Source organism: Amycolatopsis sp. NPDC049253 (assembly GCF_040678995.1).
Taxonomy (GTDB): domain Bacteria; phylum Actinomycetota; class Actinomycetes; order Mycobacteriales; family Pseudonocardiaceae; genus Amycolatopsis.
The window spans coordinates 63,442-87,356 of sequence record NZ_JBFAQX010000023.1 but is presented as its reverse complement, the minus strand read 5'-3'; the positions used below and the strand labels follow the sequence as shown (position 1 = coordinate 87,356).

The window sequence follows — 23,915 nt, the reverse complement described above, 5'->3', positions numbered from 1 at the left end:
GACCATGGGGTCGGCACCTGAACGCCAGGTGGGGTTTACCCACCCCTACCGGGGCGCCGGATCGGGGTTGCGCGCTGCCACCGAGCCAGCGTGGTGGCGACGGTGCCCACGACACCGTCGAGCTGGCTGTTCAGGTAGAAGTGCCCGCCGCCGAACACGGCGACGTCGCAGGTCCCGGTGGTGTGGGCGCGCCAGGCGCCGGCCTCGGCGAGGTCGGTCACCGGGTCGGTGTCGCCGACGAGGACGTGGATGGGACACCGCAGCTCGGCACCGCCGTCGTGGCGGTAGGTCTCCACGGCCGTGTAGTCGCCGCGGACGGCGGGCAGCACCATGCGCAGCAGTTCGTCGTCGCCCAGCACGGTGGTGTCGGTGCCGCTGAGCTCCTTCAACGCGGCGATGAGACCGTCGTCGTCACGCTGGTGGACGTATTCGATGCGCTGGGCCGAAGGGGCGCGGCAGGCCGAGGCGAACAGGCCGATCGGCTCCGCGCCGCGGGCCTCGAGCCGGCGGGCGACCTCGTAGCCGAGCGTCGCGCCCATGCTGTGGCCGAACAGCGCCACGGGGCGATCGAACCACGGGCCGAGGTCGTCGGCGAGCGCGTCGGCCATGGCGGCCAGGTCGTCGAAACAGCGTTCGCCGCGGCGGTCCTGACGGCCCGGGTACTGCACGGCGACGACGTCGGCGGGCAGCCCGGCCGCGAGGGCCGCGCGGGAGAACGGGAAGTAGGCGGTCGCCGAGCCGCCGGCGTGCGGCAGGCACACCAGCCGCACGCGAGCGTCCTCGACCGGGTGGAAGCGCCGGACCCAACGACTGGTTCTTTCGTTCACGGCAGTCACAGTTCAGGAAGTGTTCGGGCCGGTGTGCGCGCGAGCAACCCCTATCAGCCCGGGAAGTGGTTGGGGCACAAGGAAACCCGCAGCGACAGAACGTGACGTGATCACCCCTTCGGGTGACTTTAGGTCGGGGTTGGTTGCCCTTAGGGGGTCACTGCGAGTCTCGGAGTCGCAGGAAGATGACCAGTGGGTCGAGGAGCTTGCGATGGGCGTGAACTGGGGGCAGAACCGCCGAACCGATCCGCAGGAGGCAGTCGGGTTTCTGGAAGGCCTGCTGATCGAATGCGACGCCGGTGCGGGGGAAACCGTGCTGGTGGGCGGCGGTCCGGCCAGTGGTAAGACACAGGTGCTGAACCAGGTAGTGGCACGGGCGAAGGAGCTGGGCATCCTCACGCTCACCGCGACCGGCGCGGCCGACGAGCGTGAGGTGGACGGCGGCGTGATCGACCAGCTGCTGGCGGGTCCCGCGCTGCCGAAAGCCGTGGCACGACAGCAAGACAAGATCACCGAGCTGTGCGGCGCGCTGCACGGCGTGGCCCGCGAACGGCCGGTGCTGGTGGCCGTGGACGACCTTCACCACGTGGACGGGACGTCGGCGCGGCTGCTGCTGAGGTTGCAGCGGCGCACCCGTTCGGCCGCCCTGCTGCTGGTGCTGACGCAGCCCGACACCTGGTACGCCGACGGCGGCCTCGAGTTCGCGTCGCAGCCGCACCGGCACGTGCAGCTGACCCCGCTTTCGGTGGCGGCGATCGCGGAGCTGGTCGCCGGCGACGGGCCGGACGGGCTGCCCGAGCAGATCCACGAGCTCAGCGCCGGCAACCCGTTGCTGGTCACCGCGCTGGTCGACGCCTACCGCAGCAGCACCGACTCCGGCTCGGCCTACTCCGAGGCCGTGCAACGGCTGCTGCACCGCTACGGCTCACCGCTGCGGGAGGTGGCGACGGCGATCGCGGTGCTGGACACCGACGTCACCACCGAAGCCGTGGCGACCGTCGCCGGCGTGGACCCGCTCGACGCCGAGACGTCGGCCGGGTTGCTCGCCGAGTCGGGCCTGGTCGCCGGTGTGCGCTTCCGGCAGCAGCCGGCCGCGGCCGCCGTGGTGGGCGGGCTGCGAGGTTCGGAGAAGGTGTGGCTGCACGTCCGCGCCGCCGAGGTGAAGCACGCGCGGGGCCTGCCGGCCGCCGACGTCGCCCGTCACCTCGTGGCGGCTGATGAGGCGAAACCCGAGTGGGCTCTGCCGGTGCTGGTGGAAGCGGCGGAGCAGGTGATGCTCGGCGACGACGTCGAGTTCGCCACCCGCTGTCTCAAGCTCGCTGCCTCCGTGACCACCGCCGCGTGGGAGCAGCAGACGATTTCGCAGCTGCTCGCGAAGATCACTTGGCGCGTCAACCCGGCCGCCGCGGCGCCGCACCTGGCTTCGCTGCGGGCGGCGGGTGACTCGCTCGACCAGTCCGACCGGATCGCGCTCGCGCGGCAGTCGCTGTGGTTCGGTGAGCGGGACACGTTCGAACAAGCTTTCGCGGCGCTCCACGACGACGTCGAACCGCTCGACCCGCGCACGGCCGCCGAGCTGACGCTGGCCGGGCACTGGCACTACGGCGTCGCCCCGGCGGCCCCGAGCACCGACGACCCGTGGCTGCACACCGCGAACACGCTCGCTTCCGTGTGGCACACCGGTGCGACCGAAGCGACGTCGGCGTGCGCGGAGCAGATCCTGCAGAACTGCCGGCTTTCGGACACTTCGCTCGAAGCGCTGGGCACCGCGATCGTCGCGCTCGCCTACGCCGACAAAGCCGACCGCGCCGAAGGCTGGTGCACGTCGCTGAGCGAAGAGGCCGAATACCGCGGCGCGGTGACGTGGAAGGCGATGCTCGACGCGTTGGGCGCGAGCCTGGTGCTGCGCCGGGGTGAGGTCGCCGCGGCGACGGACCGGGCGAACCGCGCGCTGGCCCTGCTCGACGCGCCCAACTGGGGCGTGGCGATCAGCTACCCGCGCGCCACGCTGCTCGCGGCGCACACCGCGGCCGGCGCGTTCAAGGCCGCCGCGGCCGTGCTCCGGCAGCCGTTGCCGGAAGCGGTGTTCACCACGCTCGGCGGTGTGCGCTACCTGCGGGCCCGGGGCCAGTTCCACCTGGCCACCAACCGCGGTCTGGCCGCGGTCAGTGATTTCCAGCAGTGCCAGCGGATCCTGCGGGAGCAGGAGCTCGATCTGCCCACGGTCGTGCCGTGGCGCACCGATCTCGCCGAGGCCAACCTGAAGCTGGGGAACCCGACGCTCGCCGTCGAGCTGGCCAAGCAGCAGCTGGCGAGCGCGGCGCCGACCGACGCGTACTCGCGTGGCTCGGCCTTGCGAGTGCTGGCTTTCGCCGGTGACTCCGCCGGGCGGGCAGGGCTGCTCACCCGGGCCGCCGAAGCGTTCAAAGCCTCGGGCGACCGGTTGGAGCTGGCCCGCACGACGCGGGCGCTCAATCAGCTCGGCCAGCGCGCGGAACGCTCCGCGGGCCTGGTCAAGCCGGTGCACGTGCCGCGCCAGGCCACGCGCGCGGTGACGTCGAGACCCGTGCCGCCCCGGCCCGTCGCCCCGCGCACGGAGGTGACACCCGCACAGACGACGCTCAGCGAGGCCGAGCTGCGCGTGGCCGAGCTGGCGGCTCACGGGCGCACCAACCGGCAGATCGCGGAGACGCTCTACATCACCGTGAGCACGGTGGAGCAGCACCTGACCCGCGTCTACCGCAAGCTGGGCGTGGCCGGGCGCGCCGCGCTGGCCGGCGAGCTCGCCGGCGCCGACAGCGGGCAGTGAGGGAGACGGATCCGGTGGTGCTGAACGAGATCGAGCTGCGGGTGGCGGACCTTGCCGCCCACGGCACGAGTGTCCCCGCGATCGCGGAGCTGCTGGGCGTCTCCGCGAACGCGGTGGCCGACCACCTCACGGCCGTGTACCTCAAGCTCGGGCCGCGGGCGTCCTGAACTTCGCGCGGGGGTGCGCGGAGGCCCCGCCGGATAGGGTGAGGCGGTGCTGGGAGTGGTCGAGCGGCTGTGGCGCTATCCGGTCAAGTCCACGGCCGGGGAGCGGCTGGACCACGTCGTGGTCGAGGCACGGGGATTCGCGGGTGACCGCGGGTGGGCCGTGCGGGACGCCGACGGGAAGTTCGGGTCCGGCAAGAACACCCGCCGGTTCCGCCGCATGCCGGGACTGCTCCTGCTGGGTTCGCGGTTTTCGGACGAGCTTGGCGAAGCACGCCTGCTCGACCCGGCCGGACAGCCAGTGACCGACAGCGAAGCGTTTCTGCGGGCGTACCTCCGGCGCGACGACGTGGTACTGGCACGCGAGGGGGAAGTGTCGCACTTCGACGAGTTGCCGCTGAGCGTGCTGACGACGGCGACGCTCGACTGGGCCCGGCGCGCCCTGCCCTCGGTCGCCGTCGACGAGCGCAGGTTCAGGCCGAACATCCTGCTGCGCACCCCGCCCGGCACCGCGCCGTTCGTCGAGGACGGCTGGCTCGGCAAGACCGCCGTGCTCGGCGGAGGGACACTGATCGAGTTCGTCCGCTCCAGCGAACGGTGTGTCATGGTCAACGAGGCCCAACCCGGCCTGCCGCGATCCTCCCTGGTGCTCAAGACGATCGCCGCCGCGCACGACAACCGCCTCGGCGTGCTGGCCCGGGTGCTCACCTCGGGGCGGGTGGCACTCGGCACCCCTCTCGCACTCGCCTGACGTTGCGCACGTGAACAGGCCGAAGGCCACCAGGTGGGGAACCTGGTGGCCTTCAACGGGTGACGACGGGGGTCAAGCGGTGCGGTCGGCGACGACCGCGGCGATGATGTCGTCCAACGTGCGCGTGGGGACGAAACCGATCTGGTTGTACGCGCGGGTGCAGTCGGGGATGCGGCGTTGCATGTCCTCGTAGCCCTCGCCGTAGGCCTGCTCGTACGGGACCTTCGCGATGGTGCTCGGGGAACCTGTCGCCGAGATCACGCGCTCGGCCAGCTGCGCGATGGTCGTCTGCTCGTTGCTGCCGAGGTTGAACACCTTGCCGTACGCGGTTTCGTCGGCGAGCAGGTCGATGAGCGCGGGCACGACGTCGTGCACGTGGCAGAAGCAGCGGGTCTGCTGGCCGTCACCGAAGACGGTGATGGGCTCGCCGGCCAGGGCCTGCGTGACGAAGCGCGGGATGACCATGCCGTAGCGGCCGGTCTGGCGCGGGCCGACGGTGTTGAACGGGCGCACGATCACCGTGCGCAGGCCGTGCTCCTTGGCGTACAGGTAGGCGAACGTCTCGTCCAGGGCCTTGGCTTCGGCGTAGGACCAGCGGTTCTTCAACGGCGAGCCGATGATGCGGTCGTCCTCTTCGGACAGTCCGTCGGCGGTGTTCTTGCCGTAGATCTCGCTCGTGGACGCCACGAGGATCGGGACGTCGTGGCGCAGCGCGGCGTCGAGCAGGTTCTCGGTGCCGTGCAGGTTGGTGCGCAGGCTCTCGAGCGTCTTGTCGAGGATGGTGAACACGCCGACCGCGGCGGCGAGGTGGAACACCGCGTCGACGCCGGCCATGCACGACTCGACGGCCGCCGGGTCGGTCACGGAACCCCGGACGAAGCGGAAGCCGGGGTGCCCGGCCACGGCGGTGAGGTTGTCGAGGGTGCCGGTGCTGAGGTTGTCCAGCGCGACGACCTCGTCGCCGCGGGCCAGCAGGTGCTCGGTGAGGTGGGAGCCGATGAAGCCGGCGCCGCCGGTGATCAGGTAACGCACGTCAGGAGTCCTCTCAGTTCGCGAACAGCGTGCGGTCGAAGCGGTAGGTGGCGTCGATGACCGTGCCGCACTGGGCGAGCCACTCGTAGGAGTGCCCGGGCTGGATCGTGTGGATCAGGGCGACGTCCCAGTCGCCGCCGGCCGGGTCGACGACGTTGTCGAGCGAGCCGCCGGTCACGCGCACGTTAGGTACCAGCGGGTCGTGGTAGCCGACCTTGGCGCCCTTCGCGGCCAGCAGGTCCAGGATGTCGAGCGCGGACGACGAGCGCACGTCCTGCACCCCGGGCTTGTAGGTCACGCCGACGACGAGCACACGCGTGCCCGACATGCCCTTGCCGTCGCGCGAAAGCGCGTTGAGCACGCGGTCCACGACCTGCTTCGGGCGCTCGGCGATCGCGTGCATGGCCTGCGTGACGAGCGGCGCGTTGCTCTGCGTCGCGCGCAGCTGCCACAGCAGGTAGTGCGGGTCGCACGGGATGCAGTGGCCGCCGACGCCGGGGCCGGGGTGGAAGGCCATGAACCCGTACGGCTTGCTCGCGGCCGCGTCGATGACCTCGATGGGGTCGATGGCGAAGCCGTCGCTGATCTCGGCGAACTCGTTGGCCAGCGCGATGTTGACCGCGCGGAAGGTGTTCTCGAACAGCTTGGTCATCTCGGCCGTCTCCGGTGAGCTCACGCAGTGCACGGCCGGGGTCAGCACGTTGATCACGCGCTGCGCCATCGCGGTGCACACCGGCGTGACCCCGCCCAGCACGCGCGGCGTCTCCGCCTGCGTGTGCGTGACGTTGCCCGGGTCGATGCGCTCGGGGCTCGACGCCACGAAGATGTCACGACCGACGGTGAAGCCCCTGGCGGTCAACGGCTTCACCAGCAGCCGCTCCGACGTGCCGACGTAGCTGGTGGAGGTGAGGATCAGCGTCTGGCCGGGCCGCGCGTGGGTGATCAGGGCGGCGCACGCGCTCTCCAGCGGGCCCAGGTCGGGCATGAGGTACTCGTCGAGCCCGGTCGGCACGCACACCAGCACCGCGTCGGCCTCGGCCATGCGCGCCGAGTCGGTGGTGAGCTGGAAGTCCTCCTGGTGCACGGCCTTCTCGAGTCGGCGGTGGTCGGATTCGATGAGGTCGACCTCGCACGAGCGGATGGCGTCGAGGCGGTTCTGCGACAGGTCGATGCCGATCACCTCGACGCCGCCGGCGTGCAGGCCGAGCGCCGTCGGCAGGCCGACGTAACCCATGCCGATCACCGCGACCGACGTCAGTTTGGTGAGCTCGGTGGTGGTCCGGAATTCAGCGACAGTACTGGTCATTTCTCGTCACCCGTTTCTTGCAGGGCAGGGTAAAGGCAGGAAAGAAGGCCGGGGAAAACGCGCTCAATGCACGATCCGCACGATTTCGAACGCCTCGGCGAGCCCCGCCGAGACCTGCGAGCCGCGGTATTCGGCCAGGGCGCGCACGCCGCGTTCGCTGCGGGGGCTGGGCCACGGCTCGAGCTCCTTGCCGTAGGCGCGCAGCGCGTCGATCTTGCGGTCGAGGTGCGACTCGTCGAGCAGCTGCCAGTAGTTCGGGCGGAACGCGTTGGGCAGCCCCGAAGCTTCTCCGACGTCGGTGGCGGAGCGGATCTCGAACGTGCGCACCTCCTTGACCGGGCCGCGGCCGGGCCGGCCCGCGACCCGGGCCGCGCGGCTGACCAGCGCGTGGTCGGTGGACAGGTCGCACATGCTGGTGGCGAACACGGTGTCCGGCTCGAACTCCCGGACCTCCTGCTCGACGACGCGGTTGAGGTCCAGGTGCCGTTCGGTGTCGAGGCGGTTGTCGCCGAACTCGTGGACGCCCACGCGCTCGATGCCGAGCGTCTTCGCGGCCAGCTCGATCGCGGCGGTGCGGTTGACGACACCGGTGCCGCTCACCGACCGCGAACCGTCGTCGTTGGTCAGGATGCAGAGCGACACGACGACGCCCTCGTCGGCGAGGCGGGCGATGGTGCCGCCGGCGCCGAGCGTCTCGTCGTCGCCGTGGGCCCCCACGACCAGAAGCTTCCGAATCTTCCTGTGCATAACCGATCCCCAGTCTCAGTCCAGCGGGCGAACCTCGGGCGAAAACGAGCGAGAGAATTGCTGTGAACGTGGGGAAAATCTGTCACCCGGCCGCCGCGACCGACAACCCCTAAAGACCGTCTAAAGCGGACCTTGGTGGCGCTTCGAGCGGGCTGGTGCAGGGGCTCTTAGGGGTGGGTCCGGTCGCGCTCGCGCTTCTATCGTCGGCCTGTCTGGCCTTACCGATCCGGCCAGAAGTAGGCGGGGACCCGACCGGACGTTGCCCTGTCCGGCGACTGTTCCCGCCGTCACTGTGGTCGGATCGGTAACAAAACAGCGCAGTGTGACGTGGAAGGAACGAGGACACGTGGGCAACTCCGAAGAAAAACTGGTCGGTGCGCTCCGAGCCTCGGTGAAGGAAACCGAGCGGCTGCGCGAGAAGAACCGCCGGCTCACCGAGGCCGCGCGCGAGCCGATCGCGATCATCGGCATGGCCTGCCGGCTCCCGGGCGGCGCGAACACCCCGGAGGAGCTGTGGCGGTTGCTGGCCGGCGGCGTCGACGCCATCGGTGAGTTCCCGACCGACCGCGGCTGGGACCTCGACCGCCTTTACGACCCCAGCGGCGAACGCCCGGGCTCCAGTTATGTGCGCGAAGGCGGCTTCCTCCACGACGCACTGGACTTCGACGCCGACCTGTTCGGCATCAGCCCGCGCGAGGCCCTGCTGATGGACCCGCAGCAGCGGCTGCTGCTCGAGACGTCGTGGGAGGCCTTCGAGCGCGCCGGTATCGCGCCGCATTCGGTGAAGGGCAGCCCCACGGGTGTGTTCGCCGGCACGATGTACCACAACTACCAGGGCAGCTACGGCTCGTCGGGCGTGATCTCCGGGCGCCTGGCCTACACCTTCGGGCTCGAAGGACCCGCGGTCACGATCGACACCGCGTGCTCGTCCTCGCTCGTCGCGCTGCACCTCGCGGTTCAGGCCCTGCGCAGCGGCGAGTGCTCGCTCGCGCTGGCCGGCGGGGTGTCGGTGATGTCGACGCCGCGCACCTTCGTGGAGTTCTCCCTCGACGGCACCCTCGCCCGCAGTGCGCGCTGCCGCACGTTCGCCGACTCCGCCGACGGCACCGGCTGGTCCGAGGGCTGCGGCATGCTGCTCGTCGAGAGGCTCTCCGACGCGCGCCGCAACGGTCACCCCGTGCTCGCGATCGTGCGCGGCACCGCGATCAACCAGGACGGCGCCTCGAACGGCATGACCGCGCCGAACGGCCCGGCGCAGCAGCGCGTGATCCGCCAGGCGCTGGCCAACGCGCGGGTGACGCCGGACGAGGTCGACGTGGTCGAAGCGCACGGCACGGCCACCAAGCTCGGCGACCCGATCGAGGCGCAGGCCTTGCTGGCGACCTACGGCCAGGACCGCGCCGAGCCGCTGTGGCTGGGGTCGATCAAGTCGAACGTCGGGCACACGCAGGCCGCGTCCGGTGTCGCCGGGGTGCTGAAGCTGGTGCTGGCGCTGAACAACGGGGTGCTGCCGAAGACGCTGCACGTCGACAAACCGACCCGGCACGTCGACTGGAGCGCCGGGAGCGTCGAGCTGCTGACCGAGCCGCGGCCGTGGGTGCGAGGGGACCGGCCGCGTCGCGGTGCGGTGTCGTGCTTCGGACTGAGCGGCACCAACGCGCACGTGATCCTCGAAGAGGCGCCCGAGCCCGAAGCCGTGGAGGGCCCTTCGCGCGACGACGCGGCGGTGCCGTTCGTGCTGTCCGGGCGCACGCCGCAGTCGTTGCGGGAGCAGGCCGCGCGGCTGGCCGAGCACCTGGCGGAGAACCCCGCGGCGCCGCTCGACGTGGCGCGCACGCTGGCCGTCGGCCGGACGCACCTCGACCACCGCGCCGCGGTGATCGGGCACACGCCCGGTGAGCTGCTGGCGGCCTTGACCGCCTTGGCGGACGGTGAGCCCGGTGGCGTCAGCGGTCTGGCGCGGGGTGAGGCGACGCTCGGGTTCCTGTTCTCCGGCCAGGGTTCCCAGCGCGTGGGCATGGGCACTGAGCTCACCGCGAAGTTCCCGGTGTTCGCCGAGGCCTATGCCGCCGCGTGCGAGGAACTGGACCGGCACCTGCCCCGGCCGATCCACGAGGTCGTGGCCGGTGACGCGGACGCATTGGCGCAGACGGGGTACACGCAGGCCGCGCTGTTCGCGTTCGAGGTCGCGTTGTTCCGGCTGGTCGAGTCGTGGGGGCTGGCGCCGTACGCGGTGTGCGGGCACTCGATCGGCGAGCTGGCCGCCGCGCACTGCGCCGGGGTGTTCTCGCTGGCCGACGCGGCGAAGCTCGTCGCCGCACGGGGCAAGCTGATGCAGGCGCTGCCCGCGGGCGGTTCGATGGTGGCGATCGAAGGGACGGCCGACGAGGTCGCGGAGCACGATCCCCACGGGACCGTCGACGTCGCCGCCGTGAACGGGGCGCGGTCCGTGGTCATCTCCGGTGCGCAGGACGCCGTGCTCGCCGTGGCGGAGAAGTTCGCCGGGCGCCGCACCATGACGCTGAAGGTGTCGCACGCGTTCCACTCGCGGCTGATGGACCCGATGCTGGCCGAGTTCCGCGCGGTGGCGCGGAGCATCACCTACACCGAGCCCACGCTGTCGATCATCTCCAGCGTCACCGGCGGCGAGGTCTTCACCGAGCTGACGGACCCCGAGTACTGGGTGCGCAACGTGCGCCAGCCGGTGCTGTTCGCCGACGCCGTGCGCGCGCTGTCGGCCGAGGGCGTGAACCGGTTCCTGGAGCTGGGCCCGGACGCGCCGCTGACGGCCGTCGTGCCGCAGTCCTTTTCGGACGGTTCGGTCGCGGTGGCCGCGCAGCGCCGGGAGGTCGCCGAGGACGTCGCCCTGGTCACCGCGCTCGCGGCCCTGCACGTCCGCGGGATCTCGCCCGACTGGGCCGCGCACTTCACCGCTCGCGGCGCCGCCCGCGCCGACCTGCCCACCTACGTCTTCCAGCACCAGCGCTACTGGCTGGAGGTCTCGTCCGACTCCGGGGACGTGACGTCCATGGGCCTCGACCCGGTCGACCACCCGCTGCTGGGTGCGGCGACGCTGCTCGCCGACGCCGACGCCGAGGGCCTGGTCCTGTCCGGCCGGATCTCGGCGACCACACACCCGTGGCTGAACGACCACGTCGTCGGCGGCGCGATCCTGTTGCCCGGTACGGCTTTCGTGGAGCTGGCCGTGCGCGCGGGCGACGAGGCCGGCTGCGGCCGCGTCCGGGACCTCACGCTGCACGCGCCGCTCGTCCTGCCGGAGAAGGGTGCCGCGCGGATCCAGCTCCGGGTCGGCGCGCCCGCCGCCGACGGCACGCGGCCGATCAGTGTCCACTCGCGACCCGACGACCTGTCCACGGCGAGCGCGTGGACCCGCCACGCCGACGGCACGCTCGCCCCCGGTTCCGCGGGCGCCGCGTTCGACCTCAGCGCGTGGCCGCCCGCCGGCGCCGAGGTGATCGACCTCGACGGCATGTACGACCTGCTGGCCGAGCACGGCATGGCCTACGGCCCGGTCTTCCGCGGCTTGCGCGCCGCGTGGCGCAGCGGCGGCGACGTCTTCGCCGAGGTGGCGCTGCCCGAACAGGACCGGCTGAGCGCCGAGGCGTTCGGCCTGCACCCCGCGGCCTTCGACGCGACCCTGCACGCCGTGGGCCTCAGCAGCGCGGCCGGTGAAGGCACGACGTTGCCGTATGCGTGGTCCGAGGTGGAACTCCACGCCGCCGGTGCTTCGGCGTTGCGGGTGCAGGTCCACCCGACCGGCGAGCAGACCGTGGAGCTGCGGCTCGCGGACACCACCGGCGCGCCGGTCGCCCGCGTCGGCGGTCTGACGCTGCGGCGGATCAGCGAGGAGCAGCTCGCGGCCGCGCGATCGGCGCCGAACAGCACCGACTCGCTGTACGTGCTCGACTGGGTCCCGACGACGCTGCCCGAAGCGAGCACCACCGGCTACACCGTGTACGAAGCCGGCACCGGCGACGACGCGGAAAGCGCCCGAACGGCCGTCCACAATGTACTGGCGGAGCTGGGGTCGGCGGCCGACGGCAAGCTGGTCGTGATCACCCGCGGCGACCTCGCCGGTGCGGCCGTCGCCGGTCTCGTCCGCTCGGCACAGGTGGAGAACCCCGGCCGGATCGTGCTGGTCGAGGGCGAGCCCACCCCGGAGCAGCTCGCCGCGATCGCGGTGGCCGACGAGACGGCCGTGCGCGTGTCCGGCGAGGACGTGCGCGTGCCGCGGCTGGCCCGCGCGGTGCCGGAGCCGGCCGAACCCGTCGACTGGGCCGCCGGGACGGTGCTGCTCACCGGCGGCACCGGGGCGCTGGGCCGGATCGTCGCGACGCACCTGGCCCGGCAGGGTGCGAAGAAGCTCCTCCTGGTCAGCCGCCGCGGCAAGAAGGCACCGGGTGTCGCCGAGCTGGTCGCGAAGCTGGCCGAGCTGGGCGCCGAGGCCACCGTGGCCGCGTGCGACCTCGCCAACGCGGCCGCGGTGAAGCGCCTGCTGAAGAAGCACCCGGTCCACGCCGTGGTCCACGCGGCCGGCGTCCTCGACGACGGTGTGCTGCCGTCGCTCACGTCCGAGCGCATCGACGGTGTTTTCGACCCCAAGGCCCTCGCCGCCTGGCACCTGCATGAGCTGGCCGGCGATGTCGCCGCGTTCGTCACGTTCTCCTCCGCGGCCGGCGTGCTCGGCGCGCCCGGTCAGGCCAACTACGCCGCCGCCAACGCCTTCCTCGACGCCCTCGCCGCCCACCGCCGCGCCCAAGGCAAGCCGGCGCACTCGCTGGCCTGGGGCATGTGGGAGTCGGCCGCGGGCATGGCCGGCGAGACCCACGGCAAGCGCGGCCTCGGCGCGTTCACGGCGGAGGAGGGCCTCGCGCTCTTCGACGCGGCCGTCGGCTCGTCCGGCGACGTGTTCGTGCCGATCAAGCTCGACCTGCCCGCGTGGCGCGAGGCGGGCGGCGTGCCCGACCTGCTGCGCGCCCTCGTCCCCGCGGCGCGGCGCACGGTTTCCGACCGCGAGGTGGGCGCGGACTCCTTGCTGGGCAAGCTGATCCGGCTCCCGGCCGACAAGCGGCTCGACCACCTGCGTGAGCTGGTCATCGCGCACGCGGCCGCGGTGCTCGGGCACGGTTCGGCCGACGTCGTCGACGCCGATCGCGCGTTCAAGGACCTGGGGTTCGACTCGCTCACCGCGGTCGAGCTGCGCAACACGCTCAACGAGGCCACCGGCCTGAGCCTCACGGCCACGCTCGTCTTCGACCACCCGACCGCGGGCGATCTGGCCGCGCACCTGCACGAATCGCTGCTCGGCGACTTCGGGGACACGGCCGAGCCCGAGCAGACCGTGGTCGCGCTCGGCGCCGACGAACCCATCGCCATCGTCGGCATGGCCTGCCGCTTCCCCGGCGGCGTCCGCACGCCCGAGGAGTTCTGGCAGCTCGTCGTGAACGGCGGCGACGGCACGTCGCGCTTCCCCGAGGACCGCGCGTGGGACCTCGGCTACTGGCTCGGGATGTCGGCGGCCGCGGGCAAGGAGCCCAACGGCGGCTTCGTCACCGATGCCACCGACTTCGACGCCGGCTTCTTCGGCATCAGCCCCAACGAAGCGGTGATGATGGACCCGCAGCAGCGCATGCTGCTCGAGGCCGTGTGGGAGGCCTGCGAGTCGGCGGGCATCAACCCGTTGTCACTCAAGGGAACCGACACCGGCGTGTTCGCCGGCGTGATGCAGTCGGACTACGACCCGGGCCCGCTGGGCACACTCGCGCACAACGGCCTGTTCCGCGGCTCCGGCGCCCTCGGCAGTGTGGTCTCCGGCCGCGTCGCCTACACCTACGGTCTGGAAGGCCCGGCCGTCTCGGTCGACACGGCGTGCTCGTCTTCGCTGGTGGCCCTGCATCTGGCGATCCAGGCGCTGCGCCAGGGCGACTGCTCGCTCGCTCTTGCCGGCGGCGTGTCCGCGCTCGTCTCACCGGAACCGTTCGTGCACTTCGACAACAGCGGCACGGCGTCCGACGGGCGCACGAAGGCGTTCTCGGCCGCGGCCGACGGCGTGGGCTGGGCCGAGGGCGTGGGCCTGCTCGTGGTCGAGCGTCTGGCCGATGCGCGGCGCAACGGCCACGAGGTCCTCGCCGTGGTCCGCGCGAGCGCGGTCAACCAGGACGGCGCGTCCAACGGGCTCACCGCTCCCAACGGGCCTTCGCAGGAACGCGTGATCCGCAGAGCGCTCAAGCTGGCCGGGCTGACCGGCGCGGACGTCGACGTCGTGGAGGGCCACGGCACCGGCACCACACTGGGTGACCCGATCGAGGCCAACGCGCTGCTCGCCACCTACGGCCGCGAGCGCTCGGCCGACGACCCGCTGTGGCTCGGCTCGGTGAAGTCGAACATCGGGCACACGCAGGCCGCCGCGGGTGCGGCCGGGGTCATCAAGATGATCCTGGCGATGCGCCACGGCGAGCTGCCGATGACCCGCCACGGCGACGACCCGTCGCCGCACGTCGACTGGTCCCCGGGCACCGTGCGGCTGCTCGCGGAGACGATCCCGTGGCCCGAGCGCGACCGTCCGCGCCGCGCGGCCGTGTCGGCCTTCGGGTACAGCGGCACCAACGCCCACGTGATCGTCGAGCAGGCTCAGCCCGTCGCCGAACGCGAGCCGGTGCGGGCCCCGGGCGAGCGCGGCACGGCGCTGCCGCCGTGGCTGCTCACCGCCCGTACGCAGGAAGCTTTGCCGCTGCAGGCCGCCGCGCTGCTGGCGCACCTCGAAGAACGCCCGGACCTGGACCCGCTCGACATCGGGTTCTCGCTGGCCGGGCGCGAACCGGTGCTGTCCTACCGCGCGGCCGTGGCCGGCGACGACCGCGCCGAGCTGCTGGCCGGGTTGACCGCACTGGCCGCGGGGGAGGACTCGCCGGCCGTCGTGCGCGGCATCGCCCGCGGCGGCGTGACCGCGTTCCTCTTCCCCGGGCAGGGCACGCAACGGCCGGGCATGGGCCGCGAGCTGTGCGCCGCGTTCCCGGTGTTCGAACACGCCTTCAGCCAGGCGAGCGCGCTGTTCGACGAGCACCTCGGCCGCTCGCTGCGTGAGGTGATGTTCGCCGATGCCGGCTCGGTCGACGCGCAACTGCTCGACCGCACGGCGTTCACGCAGGCCGCCCTGTTCACCATGCAGGTGGCGCTCTACCGGCTGGTCGAGTCGTGGGGCCTGCGGCCGGGCGTGCTGATGGGCCACTCCGTCGGCGAGATCGCCGCCGCGCACGTGGCCGGCGTGCTGTCGCTCAAGGACGCGGCGAAGCTCGTCGCCCACCGCGGGCAGCTCATGCAGGAGCTCTCCGGCGGTGCGGTGTTCGCGGTCGAAGCCGACGAGGCCGAGGTGACGCCGCTGCTCACCCCCGCCTGTGGGATCGCCGCGATCAACGGCCCGCGCTCGCTCGTCGTGTCCGGCGCCGAGCCGGACGTGCTGGCCGTCGCCGGGCACTTCCAGGCGGAAGGCCGGCGTACCAAGCGGCTCGCGATCAGCCAGGCCATCCACTCGCCGTTGCTCGACGAGATCCTCGATGAGCTGCGCGAGATCGCCGAAGAGCTCACCTACGAACCGGCCCGGCTCCCCGTGGTGTCCACGGTGGACGGTGCGGCCGTGGACCCGCGGCGCTGGTGCGATCCCGAGTACTGGGTGGCGAACTGCCGCCAGTCCGTGCGGTTCCTCGACGGCGTGCGAGCCCTGGAGGAGTTCGGCGCCGCGCGGTACGTGGAGCTGGGCACCGACGGCACGCTCGCCGCGATGACCCAGACCTGCCTCGCCGGCGACCCGCGTGACGTCGTGGTGATCCCGCTGCGCGCCAAGGCCCAGGGTGAGCTGCGGGGTGCGCAGCTGGCCGCCGGGCGGTTCTTCGCGCACGGCCTCGGTCTCGCACCCGGCAAGTTGTTCCGCGGCGCCGAGCAGGTGCCGCTGCCGCCGTACGCCTTCTGCCGCACGCGGTTCTGGCCCGAGGTGGACATGGAGGCCCTGCACGCCACCGGCGACCTCGTGACCACCGGGCTCGACGCGACGGAACACCCGCTCGTGGCCGCCTCGCTCACGGTGGCCGGTTCCGCGCAGGTGGTGCTGACCGGCCAGGTGTCGGTGCACACGCACCCGTGGCTGGCCGACCACACCGTCGGCGGCGCGATCCTGTTCCCGGGTGCGGGTTTCGTCGAACTGGCGGTGCGAGCCGGCGACGAGGCCGGCTGCCCGCGGATCGACGAGCTCACGCTGGAAGCGCCGCTCGTGTTGCCGGAGCTGGGCAAGGTGCGCCTGCAGGTGGTCGTGGCCGAGCCGGACGGCTCGGGTCGCCGCGCCGTGTCGGTGTTCTCGCAAGCGGACGCCGCGGAACCGTGGGTGCGCCACGCCGCCGGGGTGCTTGCCCCGGACCCGGGCGCGGAGCCCGCGGGGCTGTCCGTATGGCCGCCGGTGGGTGCGCAACCCGTTGAGCTGGAAGGGTTCTACGAAGGTTTCGCGGCCGCGGGCCTGGGTTACGGGCCGGCGTTCCAGGGGCTCACGGCCGCCTGGGTGTCGGGTGACGAGGTGTTCGCGGAGGTCCTGCTGGAGGATCCCGCCGCCGAACGGTTCGGGTTGCACCCGGCCGCGCTCGATGCGTCGCTGCACGCCATCGGGCTCGCCGAGAGCGTGACTGTCGAGGGCGGCCTGCCGTTCGCGTGGACCGGGGTGCGGCTGCACGCGGTGGGCGCGAACCGGCTGCGCGTGCGGATCACGCCGCTGGGCGCGGACTCCGTGGCGATCGAGCTGGCCGACCGGACCGGGCGTCCGGTCGCGTCGGTGGACTCGCTGGTGCTGCGGGCCGGTGCCGGTGGCACGACGGCCGGCCGGGCGCCGGAGTCGTTGTTCGGCTGGGCTTGGCAGCCGGTGCCCGTGGCCGGTGGCGCGGACGTGCCCGCGCTGTTCCCGAGCCTCGACGCGGTGCTCGCCGCCGGGCCGGTGCCGGATGTCGTGGTGCTCGATCGCCGCACCCGGGCCGAGGTCGCCGACGGGTTGGCGGACGTGCAGAACTGGCTTTCCCGGCCGGAGTTCGCGGCGGCCACGCTGGTCGTGCTCACCGGCGGTGCGGTGGCGCGCGACGGTGAGGACGTCACGGATCTCGCCGGGTCCGCGCTGTGGGGTCTGGTGCGCGCGGCGCAGTCGGAGCACCCGGGCCGGTTCGTGCTCGTCGACTCCGACGAGGCTTCGCTGGCGCTACTGCCGGGTCTTCTCGCCTCCGGGGAGCCGCAGTTCGTGCTTCGCGCGGGAGCCGCGTATGCCGGGCGGCTCACTCGGCCGGCGCCGTCGGCTGAGCGTGCGGCCGCGTTCGGTCCCGCCGGGACGACGCTCGTCACCGGGGCGACCGGTGCGATCGGCTCTCAGCTCGTGCGGCACCTGGTGACCGGCCACGGCGTGCGGCGGCTGGTGCTGGTCAGCCGGCGCGGTTCGGCTCCCGGCCTGGTCGACGAGCTGACCGAGCTGGGTGCTTCGGTGACCGTCGCGGCCTGCGACGCCGCCGACGAAGCGGCGCTGGCCGACGTGCTCGCCGCGATCCCGGCCGAGCACCCGCTGATCGCGGTGGTCCACCTGGCCGCGGTGGTCGACGACGCGACCCTGCCGTCCCTGACCCGCGACCGGCTCTCGGCGGTGCTGCGGCCGAAGGCCGACGCGGCGCTGAACCTGCACCGCCTCACCGAAGGCCTGGATCTCTCGGCGTTCGTGCTCTTCTCCTCCGTCGCCGGGCTGCTCGGCAACGCGGGCCAGGGCAGCTACGCCGCGGCCAACACGTTCCTCGACGGCCTCGCGGCACATCGGCGGTTCCGCGGGCTGCCCGCGCAGTCGCTCGCGTGGGGCCTGTGGGAGGACGCGGGACTGCCCGAGGCCGACCGGGACCGGTTGATGCGAAACGGAATCTCGCCACTGTCCACAGCGGAAGGAATGACGCTGTTCGACGCGGCGGTGGCGCGGCCGGAAGCACTGCTCGTGCCGATGAAGGTGCTCGCCGGCGACTCCGAGGACGTGCCGCCGGTGTTCCGCGCGCTCGTCACGCCTTCGCGGCGCACAGCGTCGCGCACCGCGAGCGACGTGGACGGGCTGAAGCAGCGGCTGGCGTCGCTCGAACCGCTGCACCGCGAACGGGCCGTGCTGGACCTGATCCTGGACCGGACGGCGGCGCTGCTCGGGTACGCCGGCGGCACCGCGATCGACGCGTCGCGGCACTTCCTGGAGTCGGGCCTCGACTCGCTGACGGCCGTCGAACTGCGCAACGGCCTCAACGAGGTCACGGGGCTGCGCCTGCCGGCCACGGTGGTGTTCGACCACCAGACCCCGGCCGGCCTGGCCACGCACCTGCTGTCCGAACTGGACACGACGGTCGCGGCTCCGGCGGAAGACGATTCCCTGCAGGAGCTCTTCGCCGACGCAGTGCGCGCCGGCCGGGTGCAGGACGGGCTCAGCATGCTGGGCGCGGTCGCGAACCTGCGTCCCGCGTTCACCTCACCTGCCGACGTCGACCGGCTGCCCGCACCGGTGCGGCTCAAGGAGGGGTCGGCTGCCACGCAGCTGTTCTGCTTCGCGACGCCGGTCGCGACGGGCGGGGTTTACCAGTACGCGAAGCTCGCCGCCGGTTTCCCCGGCGATCAGGAGCTGCACGCGGTGCCGATGCCGGGCTTCCTGCCCGGCGAGGCGTTGCCCTCGACCCCGGAGGCGATCGTCGAGGTCCTCGCGGAAAGCCTGCGCAAGGCGGCGGGCGACCGTCCGTTCGCGCTGCTGGGCTACTCGTCGGCGGGCATCCTCGTCCACGCCGTCGCGGAAGCTCTGGAACGCACCGGCACCCCGGCCGCCGGCGCCGTTCTCCTGGACACCTACGTGATCCACGACGGCACCGGTGAAGAGGTCCGCGCCAGTGAAGAGGCCGCCGCGGATCTCGCGAAAGGCATGCTGCGCCACGAATCGCAGTACGGTTCCTTCGACCGCACGAAGCTCACGGCGATGGCCCGTTACATGGACCTGCTGCCGCGGATCACGGTCACGGACCTCACCACGCCGTCGCTGCTCGTGCGGCCCACGGACCCGTTCGACCCGGCCGCCACGACGTGGCGCACCACCTGGTCCCACGCGGGCGCCACCCGCACCGTCCCGGGCCACCACTTCACCCTCATCGACACCGACGCCCCCACCACCGCCCACGCCGTCGCGGAGTGGCTCACCGACCTCGCCTGACCCCCTGCTCCCGGCCGGGTGCCCGCGAGGCCTCGGCCGGGAGTTTTTTCGTCAGCGGGTCTCGGCGAAGCCCGACACTCCGGCGACCACGTGGTCGAGGCCGGCCTCGAGGTAGGCCTCCGCCTCCGGCTGTGTCGCCGGGTACTGGCCGTCCGCGACGAGGCCGGCCAGATGGTTCGAGCCGAGGCGCTCGAGGTGGGGCAGGAGGTGATCGCGCACGGCGGCGGCCTCCCCGGGGCCGGCCGGGGTCGCGAGACGCGCGGCGGCGGCGTGGGTGAAGCCCGTCACCATCGTCATGCAGCCGAGTAGGTGTCCGTTGTGGACACCGGCGCGCGTGAGAGCGGCCAGGAGGAGCTCCGTCCACGCCAGGCGGTTCGGCGTGATCGCGTCGCCGCTGCGAGGCAGGTCCAGCAGCCACGGGCGGGTCAGCAGCCGATCGACGACGGCGCGAGCCCAGGCCCGCACGTCGGCGCGCCAGTCGTCGGACGCGACCAGGGCCGGCGGCGGCGGGCCCCAGCCCGCGTCGGCGAGCAGCACCGTCAGCTCCTCTTTCGAGCTGACATAGCGGTACAGCGCGTTGGTCGTCACGCCGATCTCGTGCGCGATGTTCGGCAGGGAGGCGCCCGCGGCGCCCTCGGCGTCGGCGAGCTCCACGGCCGCCGCGACGATTTGCTCGACGGTGTGCGCGGGCCGCGGTCCTCGGCGCGGCGGCGGGGCGCCGCCCCAGGCGAGGGTGAGCCCCGGGGGCCGTTCGGGTGTCGTGTCCCTGTCCAGCATGGTCCGCATCTTCCCTGGCGAGTGCTCCGGCAGTAAACTGTGAGAGTCTTGCACTGATTCGGGCGGAGGGCGAGCGGACGTGATCGAGACCAAGCCGGTGGCTTCGGCCATCGGCAGGCTCCTGTGGCCGGAGCGCACGCGGGTCACCGAGCTGGACCGCAAGCTCGCGGTCACGCGGATCGAGCACGCACGCGATGAGGGGCAGTACGACGAAGCCGAGGCGGTGCGACGGCTCGCCCGTGTCGGATCGGCCGGCGACTACGCCGCGCTGACCGCCGGGGTGACCGGCCGCGCGGAGGCTGCGGTACCGGCGATCCTGCAGGCCGCGCCGCGGGTCGGTGCGGCCGTGTGGGCGGTGGCGAGCGTAGTCAACGTGCTCGTTTACCTCATCCTCGGCCTGGTCAGTGGCCACTGGGACGGCCCGTGGCCGATCTGGCCCGTGCTCGGCGGCGGCCTGATCGTGCTCGGCCTGTGGTCCACCCGTGAGCGCGACCGCCGGATGCGCCTCGCCGGCGAGTGACGCGCAACCCCTGACCTGCTGAAAAGGGTCCTGGGTTCCCCTGGGGCAACTGGTCCGCTAAACTGTGTAAGCCATACACAGTTCAACGATCGGGGGCCGGGATGGCCGAAACGACAGACAGTTCGACGGCCGGGGGGCGCACCACCGCTCTGAAGGTGGTGGCGATCGTGTGGCTGGTAGCCACCGGTGTGCACCTGCTGATCTGGCTGATCATGTGTGCCGTCACGCTGAGCCTGAACCACTCGCCGTTCTTCATCTGGCCGCTCATCGGCGGCGCCGTGATCGTGGTGCCCTGGTGGCTCGCGGTCCGCGGCCGCTCGAAGGAGAGGGTCACCCGGTCATGACGACGATGACGGCCACCGGGTCGCCCGTCCGGCTCGACTCGGTGAAGAAGACCTACGGGCGCGGGGAGAACGAGGTCGTCGCGCTCGCCGGTGTCAGCGTCGACTTCCCGCGTGGCAGCTTCACCGCGGTGATGGGCCCGTCGGGCTCCGGCAAGAGCACGCTGCTGCACTGCGCGGCGGGCCTCGACCGGCCCGACTCGGGCAGCGTCACGCTCGTCGGCGCCGACCTGAAGGGCAAGAGCGAGACGCAGCTGACGGAGCTGCGCCGTGAGCACGTGGCCTTCGTGTTCCAGTCGTTCAACCTCATGCCGGCGCTCAACGTCGAGGAGAACATCACGCTGCCGATGCTGCTCGCCGGTCGCGAACCGGACCGGGCGTGGATCGCGCAGGTCGTGGAGCGGGTCGGGCTCACGCACCGCGTGAAGCACCGTCCCGGTGAGCTCTCCGGTGGGCAACAGCAGCGCGTGGCGATCGCCCGCGCGCTCGCGGGCCGGTCGGAGGTGACCTTCACCGACGAGCCGACCGGCGCCCTCGACACGAGCACCGCGCTCGAAGTGCTCGGCCTGCTGCGTGAGCTGGCCGACGCCGGCCAGACGATCGTGATGGTCACCCACGACCCGGTCGCGGCTTCCTTCGCCGACACGGTGCTGTTCCTTGTGGACGGTCAGATCGTGACGCGCATGGCCGCCCCGGCCGTGGAGGCCGTGGCCGGCGAGCTGGCGCGCCTCGGCGCCCAGGCCAAGCTGGCGAGGGGGCAGCAGTGAGCCCGCGGCGCGTGGTGCTCCGGATGGCGCTGGCCAGCCTGCGGTTCCGCGCCGCCGCCTCGCTGGCGACGTTCGTCGCGATCCTCGTCGGCTGCTCGCTGCTCATCGCGTGCGGCGGCCTGTTCGAAACCGCGCTGACGCTCGACGCGCAGCCCCAGCGGCTCGCCGCGGCCCCCGTGGTGGTCGGCGGTTCGGCCGGGTTCAAGCTGCCCGACGAAGAGTCGCAGGTCGTGCCCTACAGCGAACGCGCCGGGGTGCCCGCCGATCAGCTGACGCGGCTGGCCGGCGTGCCCGGGGTGCGCCAGGTCGTGCCCGACGTCTCGTTCCCGGCGGTGGTCGTGACCGCGGCCGGGCCGCAAGCGGGCGGCGACACGCTCGCCGGGCACGGCTGGGAGTCGGCCGCGCTGGCCCCGTACACGCTGGTGAGCGGCACGCCGCCGCAGAACGCCGGACAGGTCGTGCTGGACGAGGCTTCCGCCGCCGGGGTCCAGGTCGGCGGCCAGGTGGCCATCGCCGTGGACGGCGCGCAGCCCCGGGACTTCGTCGTCACGGGCATCGCGCGCTCCGGCGTTCCCGGGCCCGCGCTGTTCTTCTCGGCCGGGGACGTGCAGCAGTTCGCCACGCACCCGGGCACCCTCGACCTCGCCGGGGTGTTCCCGGCGCCCGGCGTCGACGCCGACGATCTCGCCGGCCGCCTCGCCGAGCAGGTCCCGGGCCTGACGGTGCTGACCGGAGCCGACCGCGGATCCGCGGAGTTCCCCGGCATCGAAGCCGCGCAGCTGCCGCTGATCCTGCTCGCCGGGATTTTCGGCGGCATGGTGCTGGTCGTGATGGCACTCGTGGTGTCGGCGACGATCAGCCTCACCGTGCGCCAGCGCCAGCAGGAGCTCGCGCTGCTGCGGGCCACCGGCGCGACGCCGAAGCAGGTGCACCGCATGGTGCTCTCCGAGACGATGGTGGTCGCCGTGCTCGCGGCCGTCGCGGGCGTGTTCCTCGGCCGGTTCGTGGGCACGCGGATCTTCGCGATCACCACCGAGGACGGCGTGCTGCCGCCGCAGCTGGAGTTCAGCCAGGGGATCATCGCGTTCGCGGGCGGTCTGCTGCTGGCACTCGGGATCTCGTTCGCCGCCGCGTGGTTCGCCGCGCTGCCGGCCGCGCGGTCGCGTCCGCTGCAGGCGCTCGCCGAAGCGTCAATCCCGTCGGCGAAGGTCAACGACGTGCGCAAGTTCGGCGCGAAGATCTTCGCCGGCTTCACGGTCTTGCTGGCCGTCGCGACGCTGTTCCTGCCCGTGGACATCGCCTCGGCCGCGTGCGGTCCGGCGGTGCTCACCGGTTCGATCGCCGTCGCGCTGATCGGCCCGGAGCTGATGACCTACGTCGCCACCCGCTTCGGCCCGCTGATCCGGCGGGTCGGCGGGCGGGACGCGACGCTGGCCGTGATCAACTCGCGCACGCGCGCCGTGGCGTTCGCCGCGGTGCTCACGCCGATCACCCTCGCGACCGCGGTCGCGCTGGGCAACGTGTACGCGGAAACCACGCAGCAGCACGCGATTGTCGGCGCGTACGCCGAGCAGCTGCAGGCCGACGCGGTGGTGGACAGCGGCACCGGAGCGGTCTCGGCCGACCTGGTGCGCGCCGTGCGGCAGGTGCCCGGCGTGGGCACGGTGTCGCCACTGGTCACGAGCCAGGGCTGGATCGAGGAGCCCTACGACGGCAACGGCAGCGACCCGGGCCGGCTGCTCGGCGTCGACGCGGGTGACACCAGTGTGCTCGCGACGCCCGTCACCTCGGGGACGTTGCGCGACCTCACCGGCGACACCGTGGCGCTGCCCGAGGACATCGCGGACGACCTGGACCTCAAGCTCGGCGACACCATCACCCTGCGCCTCGGTGACGGTGGCCAGGCGCACGTGCGGATCGTCGCGCTGCTCGACAGCCCGTCGGGGTACCCGAGCATCGTGCTGCCGGCGGCTCTGCTCGCCCAGCACACGACGTCCGGGGTCGCGAGCCGGCTGCTGGTGCGCGCGGCGGACGGGCAGGACGCTTCGGCGGTCGTCGCGGCCGTCACCGCGGCGACGCACAACTGGCCCGGGGTCGTGGTCGGCGACTCGGACACCCTGACGGAGAGCTTCGCCGCGAGCGCCGACGTCGAGGCGATGATTCACTACCTGCTGGCCGTGCTGGCCATCGCGTACGCGGCCATCGCGGCGGTGAACACCCTTGCGGTGGCGGTGCTTTCGCGACGGCGGGAGTTCGGCGTGCAGCGGCTGGCGGGCGCGGGGAGGCGTCAGGTCCGGTCGATGCTCATGATCGAGGGCGGGATCCTGGCGGTGCTCGGGATCGTCCTCGGCACGGTGATCTCGCTGTTCACGATGGTGCCCATGGCGATCTCGTCGGGGACCATCGTGCCGGTCGGGCCGGTCTGGGTGTTCTTCGCGGTCATCGCGGCGGTGTTCGTGATCGTGTGGCCGGTCACCGCGCTTTCGGCTCGGCTGGCCATGCGGCGCAGCCCGATCGAGGCGGTGACGCTGCCCGGGCAGTGAGCTTTCTAGGGGTACGCGGGCCGGTTCCGGGTGGCTAGTCTCGACTTCGACTATCCGCACCGGGCCGGCCCGGTTTC

13 protein-coding genes are annotated in these 23,915 nt (G+C 72.5%); 8 read left to right on the top strand and 5 right to left on the bottom strand.

The genetic code is table 11. The features are described from left to right. Nucleotides 1–35: 35 nt before the first annotated feature. On the bottom strand, nucleotides 36–827 hold the full coding sequence (locus tag AB0K15_RS35890; protein WP_364060931.1) for an alpha/beta fold hydrolase: 792 nt from the start codon (nucleotides 825–827) through the stop codon (nucleotides 36–38). 211 nt (nucleotides 828–1,038) lie between these two features. Between AB0K15_RS35890 and AB0K15_RS35885 the strand changes: the two genes are divergently transcribed. From AB0K15_RS35885 to AB0K15_RS35875, 3 genes are read left to right on the top strand one after another with little or no spacing between them, the layout of a single operon-like run. Next, the gene (locus AB0K15_RS35885; protein ID WP_364060928.1) at nucleotides 1,039–3,636 is read left to right on the top strand and encodes a LuxR C-terminal-related transcriptional regulator; all 2,598 of its coding nucleotides are present in this window, start codon (nucleotides 1,039–1,041) and stop codon (nucleotides 3,634–3,636) included. A gap of 14 nt (nucleotides 3,637–3,650) precedes the next feature. Then, nucleotides 3,651–3,803 carry a LuxR C-terminal-related transcriptional regulator gene (locus AB0K15_RS35880; protein WP_364060925.1) on the top strand — a complete coding sequence of 51 codons (153 nt, stop codon included), beginning with the start codon at nucleotides 3,651–3,653 and terminating at the stop codon, nucleotides 3,801–3,803. 46 nt (nucleotides 3,804–3,849) lie between these two features. After that, nucleotides 3,850–4,551, top strand: coding sequence for an MOSC N-terminal beta barrel domain-containing protein (locus tag AB0K15_RS35875; protein WP_364060922.1), 702 nt, complete (start codon nucleotides 3,850–3,852; stop codon nucleotides 4,549–4,551). Between the two features lie 72 nt (nucleotides 4,552–4,623). Here AB0K15_RS35875 and AB0K15_RS35870 read toward each other — a convergent pair whose 3' ends face one another. The 3 genes from AB0K15_RS35870 to AB0K15_RS35860 form a co-directional block, all read right to left on the bottom strand. Further along, nucleotides 4,624–5,583, bottom strand: a complete 960-nt coding sequence (locus tag AB0K15_RS35870) for an NAD-dependent epimerase/dehydratase family protein (RefSeq protein ID WP_364060919.1) — start codon at nucleotides 5,581–5,583, stop codon at nucleotides 4,624–4,626. Nucleotides 5,584–5,596: 13 nt separating this feature from the next. Beyond that, nucleotides 5,597–6,889, bottom strand: coding sequence for a nucleotide sugar dehydrogenase (locus tag AB0K15_RS35865; protein WP_364060916.1), 1,293 nt, complete (start codon nucleotides 6,887–6,889; stop codon nucleotides 5,597–5,599). 63 nt (nucleotides 6,890–6,952) lie between these two features. After that, a complete protein-coding gene (locus tag AB0K15_RS35860; RefSeq protein ID WP_364060913.1) occupies nucleotides 6,953–7,636 on the bottom strand; it encodes a PIG-L family deacetylase in 684 nt (227 codons plus the stop codon). A 346-nt stretch (nucleotides 7,637–7,982) separates the two neighbouring features. Between AB0K15_RS35860 and AB0K15_RS35855 the strand changes: the two genes are divergently transcribed. After that, entirely contained in the window at nucleotides 7,983–18,890 is a 10,908-nt protein-coding gene (locus AB0K15_RS35855) for an SDR family NAD(P)-dependent oxidoreductase (protein ID WP_364060910.1), read from the top strand. A 51-nt stretch (nucleotides 18,891–18,941) separates the two neighbouring features. Here AB0K15_RS35855 and AB0K15_RS35850 read toward each other — a convergent pair whose 3' ends face one another. After that, nucleotides 18,942–19,667 carry a TetR/AcrR family transcriptional regulator gene (locus AB0K15_RS35850; RefSeq protein ID WP_364060907.1) on the bottom strand — a complete coding sequence of 242 codons (726 nt, stop codon included), beginning with the start codon at nucleotides 19,665–19,667 and terminating at the stop codon, nucleotides 18,942–18,944. A gap of 79 nt (nucleotides 19,668–19,746) precedes the next feature. On the opposite strand from AB0K15_RS35850, the gene AB0K15_RS35845 reads away from it, so the two are divergent. From AB0K15_RS35845 to AB0K15_RS35830, 4 genes are all read left to right on the top strand, one after another. Continuing rightward, a complete protein-coding gene (locus AB0K15_RS35845; protein WP_364060904.1) occupies nucleotides 19,747–20,187 on the top strand; it encodes a hypothetical protein in 441 nt (146 codons plus the stop codon). A gap of 167 nt (nucleotides 20,188–20,354) precedes the next feature. Then, nucleotides 20,355–20,531 (top strand): hypothetical protein, encoded by a 177-nt coding sequence (locus AB0K15_RS35840; protein ID WP_364060901.1) that lies wholly within the window; start codon nucleotides 20,355–20,357, stop codon nucleotides 20,529–20,531. Nucleotides 20,532–20,536: 5 nt separating this feature from the next. Next, entirely contained in the window at nucleotides 20,537–21,295 is a 759-nt protein-coding gene (locus AB0K15_RS35835) for an ABC transporter ATP-binding protein (RefSeq protein ID WP_364061014.1), read from the top strand. Further along, nucleotides 21,292–23,838 carry an FtsX-like permease family protein gene (locus tag AB0K15_RS35830; RefSeq protein WP_364060898.1) on the top strand — a complete coding sequence of 849 codons (2,547 nt, stop codon included), beginning with the start codon at nucleotides 21,292–21,294 and terminating at the stop codon, nucleotides 23,836–23,838. The genes AB0K15_RS35835 and AB0K15_RS35830 overlap by 4 nt, the downstream gene beginning before the upstream one ends. Nucleotides 23,839–23,915 lie beyond the last annotated feature (77 nt).

Coding starts and splice junctions, on each gene's coding strand:
- AB0K15_RS35860 (WP_364060913.1), bottom strand. CDS start 7,636: ATGCACAGGAAGATTCGGAAGCTTCTGGTCGTGGGGGCCCACGGCGAC.
- AB0K15_RS35835 (WP_364061014.1), top strand. CDS start 20,537: ATGACGGCCACCGGGTCGCCCGTCCGGCTCGACTCGGTGAAGAAGACC.
- AB0K15_RS35885 (WP_364060928.1), top strand. CDS start 1,039: ATGGGCGTGAACTGGGGGCAGAACCGCCGAACCGATCCGCAGGAGGCA.
- AB0K15_RS35850 (WP_364060907.1), bottom strand. CDS start 19,667: ATGCTGGACAGGGACACGACACCCGAACGGCCCCCGGGGCTCACCCTC.
- AB0K15_RS35865 (WP_364060916.1), bottom strand. CDS start 6,889: ATGACCAGTACTGTCGCTGAATTCCGGACCACCACCGAGCTCACCAAA.